General features: G+C 45.4%; 9 protein-coding genes. 5 read left to right on the top strand and 4 right to left on the bottom strand.

Annotation, left to right across the window (positions count from 1 at the left end):
• The first annotated feature begins 5 nt into the window (after window positions 1-5).
• Together WA381_RS11075 and WA381_RS11080 are read left to right on the top strand one after the other, a co-directional pair.
• Window positions 6-3,191, top strand: a complete 3,186-nt coding sequence (locus WA381_RS11075) for an efflux RND transporter permease subunit (protein WP_156085976.1) — start codon at window positions 6-8, stop codon at window positions 3,189-3,191.
• Window positions 3,181-4,659, top strand: coding sequence for a TolC family protein (locus WA381_RS11080; RefSeq protein ID WP_156085977.1), 1,479 nt, complete (start codon window positions 3,181-3,183; stop codon window positions 4,657-4,659). Before WA381_RS11075 ends, WA381_RS11080 begins: the two co-directional genes overlap by 11 nt.
• A gap of 107 nt (window positions 4,660-4,766) precedes the next feature.
• Here the strand turns inward: WA381_RS11080 and WA381_RS11085 are convergent, their stop codons facing one another.
• Window positions 4,767-5,216 (bottom strand): hypothetical protein, encoded by a 450-nt coding sequence (locus WA381_RS11085; RefSeq protein ID WP_039230797.1) that lies wholly within the window; start codon window positions 5,214-5,216, stop codon window positions 4,767-4,769.
• Window positions 5,217-5,450: 234 nt separating this feature from the next.
• On the opposite strand from WA381_RS11085, the gene WA381_RS11090 reads away from it, so the two are divergent.
• Window positions 5,451-7,577, top strand: a complete 2,127-nt coding sequence (locus WA381_RS11090; protein WP_156085978.1) for a S9 family peptidase — start codon at window positions 5,451-5,453, stop codon at window positions 7,575-7,577.
• A 130-nt stretch (window positions 7,578-7,707) separates the two neighbouring features.
• Here WA381_RS11090 and ppx read toward each other — a convergent pair whose 3' ends face one another.
• From ppx to WA381_RS11105, 3 genes are all read right to left on the bottom strand, one after another.
• Complete coding sequence (gene ppx, locus WA381_RS11095; RefSeq protein WP_156085979.1) at window positions 7,708-9,270, bottom strand: exopolyphosphatase; 1,563 nt, start codon at window positions 9,268-9,270, stop codon at window positions 7,708-7,710.
• Between the two features lie 16 nt (window positions 9,271-9,286).
• A complete protein-coding gene (gene ppk1, locus WA381_RS11100) occupies window positions 9,287-11,359 on the bottom strand; it encodes a polyphosphate kinase 1 (protein ID WP_014948398.1) in 2,073 nt (690 codons plus the stop codon).
• A gap of 187 nt (window positions 11,360-11,546) precedes the next feature.
• On the bottom strand, window positions 11,547-12,053 hold the full coding sequence (locus tag WA381_RS11105) for a glycine cleavage system protein R (protein WP_014975755.1): 507 nt from the start codon (window positions 12,051-12,053) through the stop codon (window positions 11,547-11,549).
• 209 nt (window positions 12,054-12,262) lie between these two features.
• On the opposite strand from WA381_RS11105, the gene WA381_RS11110 reads away from it, so the two are divergent.
• Both WA381_RS11110 and pstA read left to right on the top strand, forming a co-directional pair.
• Window positions 12,263-14,440, top strand: a complete 2,178-nt coding sequence (locus WA381_RS11110) for an ABC transporter permease subunit (RefSeq protein WP_156085980.1) — start codon at window positions 12,263-12,265, stop codon at window positions 14,438-14,440.
• Window positions 14,433-15,992 carry a phosphate ABC transporter permease PstA gene (gene pstA, locus WA381_RS11115; RefSeq protein WP_075176031.1) on the top strand — a complete coding sequence of 520 codons (1,560 nt, stop codon included), beginning with the start codon at window positions 14,433-14,435 and terminating at the stop codon, window positions 15,990-15,992. Before WA381_RS11110 ends, pstA begins: the two co-directional genes overlap by 8 nt.
• The last annotated feature ends 7 nt before the right edge of the window (window positions 15,993-15,999 follow it).

Here is a 15,999-nt window from a genome sequence, read left to right on the forward strand (position 1 = left end):
GCGCTATGTTTGGAGTTTTTATTAAACGTCCAGTGATGGCCATCATGCTATCGCTGATGATTATATTTTTGGGCGTGTTGTCGGTGTTTAGCCTGCCCACGTCACAGTTTCCAGATATTGCTCCGCCGCGAGTGCTTATTTCTCTGGCATATCCCGGTTCGAGCGCTGATGTATTGGTGAAGTCATCGCTGGTTACCATCGAGCGTTCAATCAACGGTGTGCCGGGCATGAAGTACATCGTGTCTGATGCGACCAGCGCGGGTGAAGCCACCATTCAAGTTATCTTCGATTTAGATGTAGATCCGAATCAGGCTCTAATTAATGTGAAAACGCGGCTTGACCAGATCATGAACCGGCTGCCCCAGCTCGTGCAGTTAGAAGGGGTGGTACTAGAGCGGGTTCAGCCTAGCATGTTGATGTACATAAACGTTTATAGCACGGACAAAACGGCTGATGAAAAGTTTCTGTACAACTATTCCAATATCAACCTTATCCCAGAGATACAGCGGGTAAACGGTATTGCCAGTGCAAAAATATTGGGAAGTCGCCAGTACGCCATGCGAATTTGGTTAAAGCCTGATCGCATGCGTGCTTACAATGTTTCTGTAGATGAGATCATGGAATCGATAGACGAGCAAAGCTTGATTGGGCGCCCTGGGCGACTTGGCAGAAGCTCAGGCATTACTGCTCAGTCCAAAGAATACGTGCTTATTTACGAAGGACGTTACGACGAGCCTGAAGAATATAAAAATATCATTATTCGCGCCGATTCCGACGGTCGCTTGCTCAAATTAGGTGATATTGCCGATGTTGAGTTAAGTAGTGAATTTTTCGATATTTATTCGAACAAAGACGGATATCCTTCCGCTGCCATAGTACTTAAGCAGAACTACGGAAGCAGTGCCAACGAGGTTATTTCTCAGGTGAAAGCCACTATGGCTGAACTAGAAAAAACGTTTCCAGAAGGCATGAAGTACGAAATCAACTACGATGTTTCCAAGTTTCTAGATGCCTCTATTGAACAAGTGCTGCATACCTTGTTTGAAGCCTTTATTTTGGTTTCCTTGGTGGTGTTCATCTTTCTGGGTGACTGGCGCTCCACATTGATCCCGCTTCTTGCTGTGCCGGTTTCACTGGTAGGGACGTTTTTCTGCATGCAGGCCACAGGGGTGAACATAAATCTTATTACTCTGTTCGCATTGGTACTAGCTATAGGGATTGTGGTGGATAACGCTATTGTTATCGTGGAGGCCGTTCACGCGAAAATGGAAGAGAGCAGCAGCCTAACCCCTTATATGGCGACCCAACAAGTACTGGGTGAAATGGGGGGAGCTATTATCGCAATTACACTTGTGATGACGGCGGTTTTTGTGCCCCTTATTTTTATGACGGGCCCGGTAGGTGTCTTCTATCGCCAGTTCTCTATTACCATGTCATCGTCAATTATCATCTCGTGTATTGTTGCGCTTTCATTAACGCCAGTGCTGTGTGCGATGTTGCTTAAAAACCCACATTCACACACAAGAAAGGCAACGCCATTAAGCAAGTTTATTGATGGATTTAACTATTATTTCAATAAGTTAACCGGTCGTTATACAGGCATTATTAAAGCTATCGTTACACGCCGGAGTGTTACTGTAGTGCTGCTTGCGGGCTTTGTGGTAAGTACCTTTGGCGTTAATCAGGCATTACCTACAGGCTTTATTCCCGGTGAAGACCAAGGGCAAATCTATGCCATTATTCAAACACCGCCAGGCAGTACCCTTGAAGCGACGAATACAGTAGCGCGAGAGCTGCAAAGCTTGGCGCTGGACGTTGAAGGCGTCTCCTCGGTGTCCTCTCTTGCTGGCTATGAAATTCTCACGGAAGGACGAGGTTCAAATGCTGGTACCTGCTTGATTAACCTTGAAGATTGGGCTAATCGCGAACAGTCGGTACGTGACATTATTGAAGAACTAGAAGCCAAAACACACCACTTAGGTGCAGTGATTGAGTATTTCGAACCGCCTGTTGTGCCGGGTTATGGCGCGTCGTCGGGGTTATCATTTCGTTTACTCGATAAAACCAACACGACCGACTATCAAGAGTTCGACCAAATCAACAAAGCCTTCATGGAAGAACTCGGTAAACGTGATGAGCTAAAAGGTTTATTCACGTTTTACGCGGCCGATTATCCTCAATACAAAATTGAGATAGATAACCAAGCTGCAATGCAGAAAGGGGTATCTATTGGCGCGGCCATGGAGAATTTGAATATTCTTATTGGTAGTACTTATGAGCAAGGCTTCACGCGCTTTAATAACTTCTTCAAAGTGTACACACAAAGTGCACCGGAATATCGTCGTTATCCCAGTGACTTATTGGGTTACTACGTGAAAAACGAAGAGGGTGAAATGGTGCCTTACTCGGCCTTTATGAAGCTGATTAAAACCCAAGGCCCCAATGAAATTACACGCTACAACCTTTATACCTCGGCAGCAATTCGTGCAGAGCCTGCAGCAGGGTATACCTCGGCGCAAGCGATAAAAGCAGTTGAGGAAGTAGCGGCTGCAACCCTGCCAAAAGGATATGACATAGGTTGGGAAGGCTTGTCATTTGACGAGGCTAAACGAGGCAATGAAGCCATCGTTATCTTTGCCGTAGTATTGTTGTTTGTATATATCGTGCTGGCATCACAATACGAAAGTCTGCTTCTACCTTTTGCAGTCATTCTTTCACTACCTACCGGTATTCTCGGCTCATTCCTGTTTCTAAAAGGAATGGGGCTGGCCAACGACGTTTATGCGCAGCTTGGCTTAGTTATGCTGGTTGGGTTACTCGGCAAAAATGCCGTGCTTATTGTGGAATACGCAGTGCAAAAAAATCAGCAGGGCTTATCGATTGCTGACGCAGCTGTTGAAGCGGCCAAACAGCGCTTCCGTCCAATCCTAATGACATCGTTCTCGTTTGTAGCAGGGCTAATTCCGCTTGTTATTGCAACGGGGGCAGGCGCAGTGGGAAATAGAACTATTGGTGCTTCTGCCTTAGGCGGTACTTTGTTCGGCACTGTTTTTGGTGTGCTGGTTATTCCTGGGCTTTACTACTTGTTCGCCAAACTTGAAGAAGGTAAGTCATTAATCAAAAACGAAGATCATGTCCCTCTTACTGAAACTTACCACTATAACGATGAGGTGCTAAGCGATGATAAATAAAAAGCGATTTACTTATAAGCCGCTGTGGTTAGCGCTTAGTAGTGCGTTGTTAGTAGAGGCATGTGCCATCCCTACCATTGAAACGCGAAACCCTAATCTAGATTTGCCAGAGCAGTTTAACGCGAAAGTTTCGCAAGTGGATACTCAGGCTGGTCAAGGGATTAACCAGAGTACACAAGCAAATATTCAATGGAGAGAGTGGTTTAACGACCCTACGCTTTCTGCGCTGGTGGAAACGGCGGTTAAGAACAACCAAGAGGTGTCTATATTAATTCAACGCATTAATATGGCGTCGAATGAAGTGTATGCACGAGAAGGGGAATATTTGCCTCGACTCTCTGCGGGGGTAGCCGCTGAAACCGAAAAGGTAGGCGAATATACCCGGGAAGGCGCAGTAGAAGAACAGTTAAATATCAAGGAGGATAAAGAATTTCCCGACCCGCTGGCAAACTTAAAGCTAGGCCTTAATGCGTCGTGGGAAATTGACGTTTGGCATAAGCTGAGAGATGCGTCTAAAGTGGCCTCGCTTGAATACTTGGCGTCGGTTGAAAGTAAGAACTTTTTCGTTACCCAGTTAGTATCTGAAGTTGCGCGTACTTACTATGAACTGCTGGCGCTAGATAACAAGCTAGAGAATCTTGACTCAACCATTTCGCTACAGCGTAATGTTATTCACACTATTAATGCGTTGAAAGAATACGGGCGGGCGTCATCGCTACCCGTTGCGCGCTTTAACGCGGAAGTGAAGAAAAACGAGAGCGAGCGTTACTTGATTGAGCAGGAAATCCTAGAGAAAGAGAACACGCTCAATCTGTTATTAGGACGCACTCCACAGCCCATTCAAAGGGACAGTAACGTGTTACTCAGCGCCGAGATAATAAGCCCGCAGGTGGGTGTACCCTCTGCGCTATTAGACAATCGCCCGGATATAAAACAAGCTGCACTCACGCTCCAGGCAGCAGAGTTAAATATCGATGTGGCTAAAGCCAACTTCTACCCTTCTTTTGAGCTAAAAGCAGGGTTAGGTTTATCGGCGTTTGATAGTCGCTACTTGTTTAATGTGCCTGAGTCATTGGCATATTCATTATCTGGTGATGTTTTTGCGCCATTAATAAACCGCAGGGCGATTGAAGCGGTTTACCAAAATGCCAGCGCCGAACAAATTGAAGCGGCTTACGAATATGAACTGACCGTTTTAACGGCGGTAGCTGAAGTAACTAACAGTTTATCGAAGCTCGATAATTTGGAGAAAAGTGCTGAAGCAAGGCGACATCAAATTGCTTCACTGGAACAGTCGATTGATATTGCCAATAGGCTTTTCTCGTCAGCTCATGGTGAATATTTAGAGGTGCTGCTTGCACAGCGAGAAGCACTGGAAGCGCGTAGCGAGTTTATAGAAACCCGTCAGCAGCAAATGGCCGCACTGGTCGATTTGTATCAGGCACTCGGAGGCGGATGGCAATCTTAAAATCAAAAGGAGAGCGCTCGCTCTCCTTTTTTTCGCCTTTATCAAAAGCTGGCGGTGAATTTCAGACTCAACGTGTGACAAAAGCAGAACGCATGCGGTGTTAAATGTTAACGCGTAAAGTTAAAGCGGGCAAAAAAGCGCTCAGCTTCGTCACTATCAAAATCATAGCCATTATTCGTCATCGCTTCTAAAGCATCTTCTACCGTTTCGTAAAAGCCATAAGGAACCTCGGCAGCGTCGTAGCACTGAGAAATCTGATGCTTAGTTGTCAGCATAATGTCGGTATCTAATATGACCACGGCAAGAAACGACAGGCCGCGGGTTTTTCTTACCCGAGTTTGTTTTACAAAAATATCAAAGGTGGAAGGGGGCATCAGGCTTTCACCGTAAAGACAGCTTACTTGTGCCCATTTAGTGCCCTTTTCGAATTTTGAAATGTCAGAAGACATCTTTACTACGCCATTTCTCATGGTTTCGTCATTCCACGGTCCGCGCGCTGAGAAGAGCAGCAACTGACCGCTTACGCTACATTCAAACTCGCCGTGTGGATTATTCATGGGCATTACCTTTAAGCCTTATATAGAAGTTAGCACTTTACTGCTATCACGCAACTAACCATTCGGCTAAAGCCAGCGCCCCTGTGTACTGCGCTTAATCGCCTAGCGATGTCGCTCAACGTTTAATCTTTATTGGCTGAATATATTCAGTAATATGGAGACGATAATTGCATCACTACAACGTGATCACCCCATAAAAAAGAACGGATAAGAACAAATAGATTAAGGTGAGATATGTCTTTTACGAGAAATCACAGGTACCCGTCAGTCAAAAAACGGTTTGCTATATGGGCTGCACTATTTAGCGTAGGCACGCTAGCTATGCCATCCACAGCGCTTGCAAGCAATGAGAGAGAATCTCTTACTACCGACTCTGAACGCTATTTTAAATCGGAAGATATTTTTAATTTGGAATACGTGAGCGAAGTTCAGGTGTCGCCAAACGGTAAATATGTTGCGTATGTGCGCCGTTCAAACGACATTATGTCGGATAGCAGTCGAGCGAACGTATGGCTAGCGTCGGTTGATGGAAAGTCACACCGCCCCTTACTGTCGTCGAAAAAGAGTTACTATTCTATTCGCTGGTCACCTGACGGTAGCCGATTGGCTTACCTTTCTAATGAAGAAGGTAAACCGCAATTGTATGTGCGTTGGATGGATACAGGGCAAACGGCACTCGTAACAAATGTCACCTCAAACCCAAGTAACATCACTTGGTCGCCAGATGGTAAGCATATTGCTTTCACTATGAGCGTTGATGCCAAGGAAAAGCCGCTAGACATTAAAATGCCTAAAAAGCCTGACGGTGCAAAGTGGTCTCCTAGCTTTCAATATATTACCAAAGCGCGCTATCAAGCCGATGGCCGAGGCATTCTTGAACCTGCTTACACCCATATTTTTATTGTTCCTGCTGACGGAGGCACAGCACGACAGCTTACTTCAGGGAACTATCACCACAATGGGCGCTTAAGTTTCTCTCCTGATAGCGACAAAATCTATTTCTCTGCCAACCGCAGTGACAATTGGGAGTATGAGCCTGTTGAGGGGGACATCTTTTCTGTGGATATGATGGGTAATATCGCACAGCTTACCAACGACAAAGGCCTTGAATCATCGCCTGTCGTATCGCCTGACGGAAAGCACATTGCTTACGCACGCCGCGATGACGAAAAAGTGATGTACAAAAATAGCTATTTGTATGTGATGAAGAGCGATGGTACAGATGCTCAAAATTTAACAAAAGACATTGATAATTCAGTGTCTAACTTTCACTGGAAAGATAATAAGCACGTTTATTTTCAGCAGTCGGTTCGCGGTTTAGCGCAGGTAGATGTGGTATCGCTATCGGGCAGAGTTAAAGCCGTAGCTAATGGGCTGGGCGGTACTACGTTAGGACGGCCTTATGTGTTTGGCACCTATCACGCTGTTGATGATGTAGTGGCGTATACCAAAGGACGTACCGATCGCCCCGCTGATTTATATGTCACTACGCGAAACGAGCGACAGCTTACTGCACTAAACGAAGACGTTCTAGGTCATAAGCAACTTGGCGAAGTAAAAGAAATTGTCTATCCGTCTTCTATTGATGGCGAAGAAATCCAGGGGTGGTACATTCTGCCGCCAAACTATGACAGCTCGAAAACGTATCCGCTTATCTTGGAAATTCACGGCGGACCTAATCTCGCTTATGGCCCTGTCTTCACGGCTGAGCTGCAGCGCATGGCTGCAGAGGGCTACGTGGTGTTTTATGATAATCACAGAGGTAGTACAGGTTATGGAGAACGCTTTGCATTGCTACTTCAAGGGAAATACAGTTCGGAATATGACTTCTCAGACCATATGTCGGGCGTAGATGCACTTATTGAAAAAGGCATCGCTGATCCAGAGCGACTGTTTATTACTGGTGGTTCAGCAGGCGGCATTGCATCAGCCTATGCTATTGGCCTTACTAACCGATTTAAAGCAGCCGTAGTCGCTAAACCCGTTATCAACTGGTTATCGAAAGTGCTGACTGCCGATTCAGGTCTATATCAAATCCCTTTCCAATTTCCGGGTATGCCTTGGGATAATGTAGAGCACTACTGGAAGCGCTCACCGCTATCGCTAGTAGGCAATGTAACGACCCCCACCATGCTGATCACGGGAGTGGAGGACAAGCGCACGCCAATGTCTGAGACCGAGCAGTTCTATCAAGCGTTAAAGATTCAAAAGGTTGATAGCGTGCTGGTAAAAGTACCTGGATCGCCCCACGGGATTGCTTCTAAGCCATCTAGAATGATTGGTAAAGTTGAAAATATCTTGGCGTGGTTTAAAAAATACGACAGCGTGCAGTCACAAAGTACGCAAGTTGAAGCTCAATAATTAGTGTGCTGAGACTAAGTGGGGCTAATGCGCCGACTCAATCGGTTCAAGGCCCCATTTTTTTAGTATTCGAGTATATTCGCCATTCGCTTTTAAAATCGAAAGCGCGATTGTGAGTGGCGCTGTTTGTCTATTCCACCGCGGGATGTAATTGCTCGATATCAGGAACAACTGTGAGTTTTAAATCAAGCGCTTTCCAGTAGTGGCTTTCTCGTAGCAGGTCAGCTGAGATAATAGGTTTTTCATCTAACCAGCCATCGGGGAAGGTAATGGTCAGTTCGTTCTTTTCTACATTAACAACGAGGTCAGGTACAAAACCCTCTTGGCGTTTAATATTAAGCAGTACACCCAAACGCAGTAACGCGATTAAATGCTTAACCGACTGCTCATCGAAAAGATTAAATGCGGGCAATTCATTGGTTCGAATTTTCTTTCTATGGAATCGCACGAGCGTAGCTAGCAGTAATTGTTGTTCCTGCGTAAACCCAGGCATGTCCACATTACCAAGAATATAGGCGCTGTGTTTTTGTATGCCTCGAGAGTTAATTTGCATGCCGACTTCGTGAAGTAAAGCTGCCCAGCCGAGCATGCTTTTAAAGTCACGCCCTTTAAGTTTCCACGCTTTTTCAACATCGTTGAAAAGTGAAAGGGTTGTATTGAGCACCATAGTGGCTTGGGACGTATCTACATCGTAGCGGGTTGCCAAACTACTCGCGGTTCTGCCGCGAATATCAGCGTGATGAAGCTCATCTTCCATCTGATAAAGTACGCCTTCGCGCAAGGCGGCAGGCGAGTACACCAAGCCTTCAATCTCTAGGGCTTTGAAAACGGCGATAAGAATAGCGAGGCCGCCAGCAATAACCACACGACGATCTTCACTTAAATCTGGGTAGCTTAATTTGTCTATATGCCCTGCGCTTATGAATTGCTTCATTAAATTGCGCAAACTTTTAAGTGTCACCGGAATATCGTGGCCATTAGGTCTGTCTTGCTGACAAAGGGTGAACAGCGAACGAATGGTACCCGACGTACCGATACACTGGACCCAGCCCAGTCTGCGATATTTATTGTCTATTAACTCAAGCTCTTGCTGTGCAGCCGTGATAGCGCGATCAAAGGCTTTTGGCTTTAGCTCACCGTCAGGGAAAAACCGTTTGGTATAGCTCACGCAGCCCATTTGAAGGCTGCGGCAAAGTAAAGGCGTAAAACCTTCGCCAATAACGAACTCAGTAGAACCACCGCCTATATCAATAACCAGCTGTTGGCCGTCGGAGTGGTTAGTATGTGCAACGCCTGAATAAATAAGTCGCGCTTCTTCTACACCAGAAATGACTTCTATAGGGTAGGGAAGGATATCTTTTGCTGCGCTGATAAAATCGCGGGCGTTACGCGCCCTGCGCAACGTATGGGTGGCGACAATTCTCACGGAGTCGGGCTCAAAACCTTTCAGGCTCTCTGCTACTACTTTTAGCATAGCAAGCCCACGCTCCATCGCTTCATCAGACAAGATATCGTCGTCGCTAAGTCCTTCGGCCAAGCGAACTTTTTGTTTAACTCTATGCAGAATCTGCACAGACCCAGCAACAATGCGTGCTACTACTAAGTGAAAACTATTTGAGCCAATGTCTAGTGCTGCGACTTTATTGACTTCGCGGGTTTCCACGTCATTAAAAACTGATTCGTGCTGGGTCATGTACTAATTTTCTATCCTACAAAGTGTCTTCTAGCTTCTTCAAATAGTCATAAATTTCTATCTGAGAACGAAGTTTTTTACGATTTCCCCTGCGAACGTACTTGTTGCTCTGATCCTTGTCAATCACTCGAGCCTTCAGGGTATCTTTAAATTGTAGCTCCATTATATCAACAATGCGCTGTTGAAGACCTTTATCATACACTGGACAACCTACTTCAATGCGGTTGTCCATGTTACGGGTCATCCAGTCGGCAGAAGAGATATACACTTTTCTATCGCCGCCACCTTCAAAAATCATCACGCGAGGGTGTTCGAGAAATCTATCAACAATAGAGATAATTTCGATGTTTTCGCTTATTCCTTTTATCCCCGGATTAAGTGAGCACATACCGCGCACTATACCGCGGATCTTAACCCCCGCCTGGCTAGCCCGGTACAAATCATCAATGAGTTCTTTATCAACAAGGTTGTTAATTTTGAAAGTGATTTGTGCCTTTTGGCCTTGGTTCAAATGCTGAATTTCTTGACGAATTAACGACTGAATTTTGGTTCTGGCGTTTAATGGCGATATTTGAAGATGCTGGAACTTGTAGCGTCGGTAAGGGTATTGAATAAGATCGAATACCGCCACGCCTTCATCGGCGAGTTCTTGATTACGGGTGAATAAGCTGTAGTCGGTATAAATCTTTGCTGTTTTCTCGTTGAAGTTACCCGTACCGAAATGCGCATAGTTCACCAAACTGCCCCGTTCTTCACGGGTCACAATACAAAGTTTAGAGTGAATTTTAAGAGTAGGCACGCCAAGTACAACGCGTATACCTGCATCAGTCATGCGCTTAGACCATTCGATATTTGCCTCTTCGTCAAAACGGGCGCGAAGTTCTACCACAACGGTTACTTTTTTGCCGTTGTCTACTGCGTCAATCAACGAGTTTACAATGCGTGAATTACTGGCAACACGATAAATATTAATACGTATGGTTTTAACATTCGGGTCGAAAGCCGCCTGACGCAAAAACTCGGTGAAGTGTAGGAAGCGGTGGTACGGGTAGTACAGTAGTATGTCTCGCGCAGTAATGGCATCGAAAACGGTGTTGTACTTAGAGAATGCCTTGCTGTCGATAGCAGGCAGCGGCGTATGCTCTAAATATTCTCGACCCACATTAGGGAAGCCAATAAAGTCTTTAAAGTTACGATAGTGCCCAGCAGCGTGCATGGTATCTAGCTTGGTTATCTTAAGTCGCTTGCGCAAGTCAGATTTCATGTCCTCTGGCATGTTCGTGTCGTAGATAACACGCACAGGCTCAGCGATAAGGCGCTGCTTCATACTTTCAGACATCTTTTCAACGAAGCTTTCGTCAATTTCTTCGTTGATAGAATATTCCGCATCACGCGTCATTTTAAACGAGAATGCTTCAATTTCGTCGAACTTCACGAAACCGCGGAAAATGTCTTCGATACACAGCTGAATCATGTCATCGAGCATAATAATGCTCTTCTTCTTGCGGCTTTTTTGCGGTGGGATCAGCATAAAGCGCGACATTTCAGAGGTAGGAACCTGAATAACCGCAAATTTAGGATTGCGGTCCTTTCTTCTAAGCGCCACATATAAATACACCGACGTACCGTTCAAACGGCTAAGTAGGTCGGTCTTCTTATCTATTAAAATAGGTGCAATGTGACGCAGTGCTTTGTTAACGAAGAAGTTGCGTACCCACTGCTTTTGATAATCGTCTAAATCGTCTTTTCGAAGAATATGTATGTTGTAGCGAGCTAGGGACTTAACCACATCCTTATGAATTTGGTCGAACTTTTCAGAAAGCTGGACGACCTTTTTCTGAATAAGCGCCATAAGAGCGGTTTGGCGTTCAGCTTCCTCTTCATTGCCGTCATTTTGCGCAATGGTAATTTGTCGTTTCACGTCAGCGGCGCGCACGCGATAAAACTCATCTAGGTTATTTGAGTAAATACCAAGAAAACGAATTCGCTCCACGGCGGGATTGTTTTTATCTGCGGCTTCTTGCAATACGCGTTCGTTAAACGCAAGCCAGCTTAATTCTTTGGGATAATATAAAACGTCGTTATCCATAATGTCTCAATTCACGTTCATAAAAATGGTCAAAGACTGCCATCAGTCAGTGACACTACTGTGACAACACGTATTCTGGTGCAAGTGCGCACGCATTGCGTTGTGGTTATTCCATTAACTTTCAATATGATAAGTTCGTAATTGTGATGCGCGGATAGTGTATGGCACCACAAATACGCCCTTGTTTTTATCGCTTCGCGGTAATATCCACCACCAAATCGTTAGCCAACGACTCCAGTGAGTCTTGCAATGCGCCGTCGTCAAAATCTTCTGGCACCGCAATTTCTGCTTTTGCTTTGAAAATCAGGCTGCCCCAGTTAGGCGCGCTTTCACAGTGTGAAGCAAAGGTGAGAATATTCAAATTGAACTGGTTTAAAACAGAGGTAAGCTCTTGGACAATACCGGTTTTGTCATTGCCCATTACATCAACCGTCAATTTGGTGGTGTTGTTATTTTCACTGCTAGCTACCGCTACAGATTGCACCGACAAATCTTTAATGGCGTCTAGCGCATCGATTAAGCCCTGTTTGTTCTCATCGGCAACATGTACTTCTACAAAACCGGTGAACATTCCCGCCATATGCGCAAAGCTCGACCCTTGCCAGTTGCCCTCATGTTTGTATACACACTTAGCCAGTGCGTCTACTAAACCCGGCTTGTCTTTACCCATAATGCTTATAACCAATGATTGCATACGATGCTCCTTATTGGGCGTGTAGAGAAAAACTTTGATCGTCTTCCTGTTGGGTAATACCATAGGCGCAGAGTAGGTTGCGCGAAGGTAATGCTTTAAACTTTCACTTGCTATTAGCATAACAAAACTTACACTGCTCACCAGTGCAATTTAGGGTTATTCTTCTTAAAAATGAAGAATTTCGAAAATAAGAATTACTAAACAGCCGCATGACTTTCGACAGCAACAGCACAAACAAAAAACGCCAGCGAAGCGACAGGTGGTCACGCTATGTAGTGACCGGCTTCGGCGGCCTTGTTTTGTTGACGTTAGTTATTCTTATTACCCATCTAATCAGCCAAGCTCTGCCGTTGGCATATACCCCTAGCTTAAATCATCTGTTGAGCTTGAAAACGTCAGATAATGAAAAAATTATCAGCGCAGGCGACATCATTAACAGTCAGCCAATGCTGGTTAGGAAGTCTGACTGTCGATTGGGATTAAAGTTGCTTAAAGGCGATGCTCTGGTAAGTAATCACGATTACATCCGCCCTTGTGAGCATAGACTGTCTTCCCACAGTGTGATGGGAGAGAACTATATCGTAGACGTTTCTCCCAACGCCCAAGTGAGAGTTTTACCGGTTAGATCGTTCAACATGACCGACGGTAGCGCAGAGGATATTGCCACAAGTACACCGCAAGCAGCGTTGTCGAACAGCATTACGTTCGCGCTTCCCAAAGATGAGTGGGAGAGACGCAGTGACTGGAGCATTGCACTGTCCTCAAAATGGGCAGTGGTTTCTATCGTTCAAGACAATAAAGTGTTTATCCGTTGGGTAAATCGGCTTCGCCCTACACAGGTGGTGGATAAACGGTTTCATAATATAGACAGACTCGTATTGTTACCCGGCAGTCAGAGCGTGTTACTCCAAGTGGATGATGCCCTTTTCCTAAATAGGCTCACGGATGAAGGTGCGTCACTACTGCCAATAGCAGGAAACATCACAGCGTCATTAGATGAGAAGATTGTATTTCCGCTTGCTAAAGACCGCACCTTTTTCCTAATGAACAGCAATACACAGACACTTACTCGCTGGGTGCTGAGCAAAAGCGATAAAGGCCTTACCTTTGAACAAACCTACCAAGTAGCGTTACCAGGAGAGAACGTTAAGGATGTGGCAGAACATGCCAGTATGAACTTAGTGGCTGTGCTGACCGATAAAGCAAGAGTGTTGTTGGTAAACCGTGTATCAGGCGATGTAGTGGCATCACAACAGATAGAGCGTTCTGCTGAGAATATCATTTGGTACGGCAATAAGCTTTATGGCTATTCAGATAGCACCTTATCAGTATGGGAAGGCAGGCACTTAAGCGGCGTTACTACATGGGCCTCTCTGTTTGAACCGCAGCACTACGAAGGGTATGAAACGGAAGAAACCGTATGGCAAACCACCAGTGCCTCTGATTTCCAAGAGGCAAAATTTAGCTTAACGCCGCTATTAATAGGCAGTATTAAAGCCTCTCTTTTAGCACTGCTTATTGCTATTCCGGTTGCTATCGGTGCCGCAATTTACACCGCGTTTTTTGCTAAAAGCCGCCTTCGCAACGTTATTAAGCCGGCTATCGAATTGCTCGAAGCGATTCCCAGTGTACTTATTGGCTTCATCGCAGCCATTTGGTTATCGCCAAAAGCTGAGCAGTTTTTATTTTCCTTTGCCTTTTTCCTAATCGTTATCCCTTTTGTACTTATTGTCGTTGCCCTGGTACAGCGCCCTGTTGCGGAATACTTACCAAAGAAGCTAAGACACGGAGCAGAGCTACTATTTGCTATAAGCGGAGTGTTCCTTTTGGGTTTTATTAGCGTGGAGTATGCGCCTTCGCTTATTTTCTCGATAATGGGGGTAGACGGGTCTACAATGCTTGCGGCCGAGTCCGATAGTCCCATCGGGAAAACGACTATAGTGGTAGCGTTAGCGTTAGGTGTGGCCATATCACCTAGTATCTATTCCCTTGCTGAAGATGCCATAAACGGCGTTCCAAATGATTTAAAACACGCCTCTTTTGCTTTAGGCGCCACACGACTACAGACCTTACTTCATGTTGTTCTTCACGTTGCACTACCGGGTATTGTTGCCGCGATTATGCTAGGTTTCGGCCGCGCGTTTGGTGAAACTATGATAGTCCTTATGGTGACGGGGAATACGCCAATCTCCAGCTGGGGCTTGATAGAAGGTTTGCGAGCACTTACTGCTAACTTGGCAATTGAACTTCCAGAAGCAGATGTATCATCGGCGCACTATCAAATTCTATTTTTCACCGCGTGTATTTTGTTCCTGTTTACCTTCTTGGTAAACACCATGGCAGAGCTATTGCGACAGCGTATAAGAAGTAGGGCGTACTATGGTTAATCGAACAACGTTTGGGTTAAGTGCGGTACAGCGTCAATCGTTAGTCATTAGCTTAACGGCTTTTTTCACCAGCCTGCTGCTTATTGCGCTAGTTAGCGTTCTTATACTTATTAGTTTTCGAGGTACGGCATATTTTTGGCCAGAACCCATCTATACGGTTACCGGTACGCATCAAGACGGCACAAGGTTTTCGGTGCTTGCGAACCTATTTGATGAATCAACAAATGAGGATGTGACACTTAAATTCTCAGATGCTCAGCATCCTTATGGCTTTCAAATCCAGTTATCTCGAGAGGAAATAGAGACTTCTCTACTTGCAAACCAAAGCGCAGAAATAAAACTGTTAGACGGCAGGCGTGTGTTGGCAATTCCTGAATACATCGTCGTGCCATCTAAACCGCCTCAACCTCTTGGTAACATTGATATTGTGCTAGAGGAAGTGGCTCAAATAAGCGCTCAAATTGAAGATTTAAATACGCAACACCTTGCACCTATTCACGAAGCGCTATCTCAATTTGATAAACGTAATGTTGTTGCCGACGCGCCAGCAAGAGAGCGTTTAGTGGCATCGTTTGACGAATACCAAAAGCGTGTGGAAGCGTTAGAAGCAACACGAGCCGAATATACCTTATTGGTAAGTTTTGCTGACGAAACGCCGTTTGTTATTCCCATATCTAGTATTCAAGATGTAGATTTTGTCAGTCGTCTAAGTACATGGGAAAAGTGGCAGGTGGCGTTTTCGGAAATCGGTGTTTTTCTTACCGATTCCCCTAAACAAGCGAATACCTCAGGTGGCGTCTTCCCTGCGTTGTTTGGCACTGTACTCATGGTATTCTTAATGACCATCATCGTAACGCCCTTTGGTGTATTAGCCGCTATTTACTTGAGCGAATATGCACCTAACACGGCGCTTACCACCATTATTCGTGTCAGTGTAAGCAACATGGCAGGTGTACCTTCTATTGTTTACGGCGTATTCGGCCTTGGTTTCTTTGTTTATACCTTGGGCGGCAGTATTGATGAGCTATTGTTTAGTGACACACTGCCAGCACCCACAATGGGAAGCCCTGGCGTTTTCTGGGCTGCCTTAACCATGGCAATTTTGACCTTACCTGTAGTGATTGTGGCGACTGAAGAAGGTTTGCGCAGGGTGCCGGAAGGATTGAAAGCGGGCAGTTACGCATTAGGGGCTACCAAAATTGAGACTATAGTGCGTACCGTATTGCCTATTGCGTCTCCGGGTATTATGACTGGCGTAATTCTGGCGATTGCGAGGGCGGCAGGTGAAGTAGCGCCACTTATGTTAGTGGGTGCGGTCAAGTTTGCGCCAACCTTGCCCATAGATGGAGAGTTTCCTTATCTCCACCTTGATAGGCAGTTTATGCATTTGGGCGTACTTATTTATGACGGAGCGTTTCACAGCCAAACTGATGGAAAGAGCGCAAGCATGATGTTTGCCGCTTGCTTGCTTTTACTTGTGGTGGTGTTTGTATTAAATATTCTGGCAGTTGTACTTAGAGCGCGCCTGCGCAAACGCTATCTCAAAGGATAATACAGGT

Origin of the sequence: Alteromonas sp. CH_MED4-4 (genome assembly GCF_037029575.1) — a bacterium.
Taxonomy (GTDB): Bacteria; Pseudomonadota; Gammaproteobacteria; order Enterobacterales; family Alteromonadaceae; genus Alteromonas; species Alteromonas macleodii.

Bases quoted from the DNA above. Each gene is read 5' to 3' on its own strand.
- WA381_RS11075 (WP_156085976.1), top strand. From the start codon at position 6: ATGTTTGGAGTTTTTATTAAACGTCCAGTGATGGCCATCATGCTATCG.
- WA381_RS11080 (WP_156085977.1), top strand. From the start codon at position 3,181: ATGATAAATAAAAAGCGATTTACTTATAAGCCGCTGTGGTTAGCGCTT.
- WA381_RS11085 (WP_039230797.1), bottom strand. From the start codon at position 5,216: ATGAATAATCCACACGGCGAGTTTGAATGTAGCGTAAGCGGTCAGTTG.
- WA381_RS11090 (WP_156085978.1), top strand. From the start codon at position 5,451: ATGTCTTTTACGAGAAATCACAGGTACCCGTCAGTCAAAAAACGGTTT.
- ppx (WP_156085979.1), bottom strand. From the start codon at position 9,270: ATGACCCAGCACGAATCAGTTTTTAATGACGTGGAAACCCGCGAAGTC.
- ppk1 (WP_014948398.1), bottom strand. From the start codon at position 11,359: ATGGATAACGACGTTTTATATTATCCCAAAGAATTAAGCTGGCTTGCG.
- WA381_RS11105 (WP_014975755.1), bottom strand. From the start codon at position 12,053: ATGCAATCATTGGTTATAAGCATTATGGGTAAAGACAAGCCGGGTTTA.
- WA381_RS11110 (WP_156085980.1), top strand. From the start codon at position 12,263: ATGACTTTCGACAGCAACAGCACAAACAAAAAACGCCAGCGAAGCGAC.
- pstA (WP_075176031.1), top strand. From the start codon at position 14,433: ATGGTTAATCGAACAACGTTTGGGTTAAGTGCGGTACAGCGTCAATCG.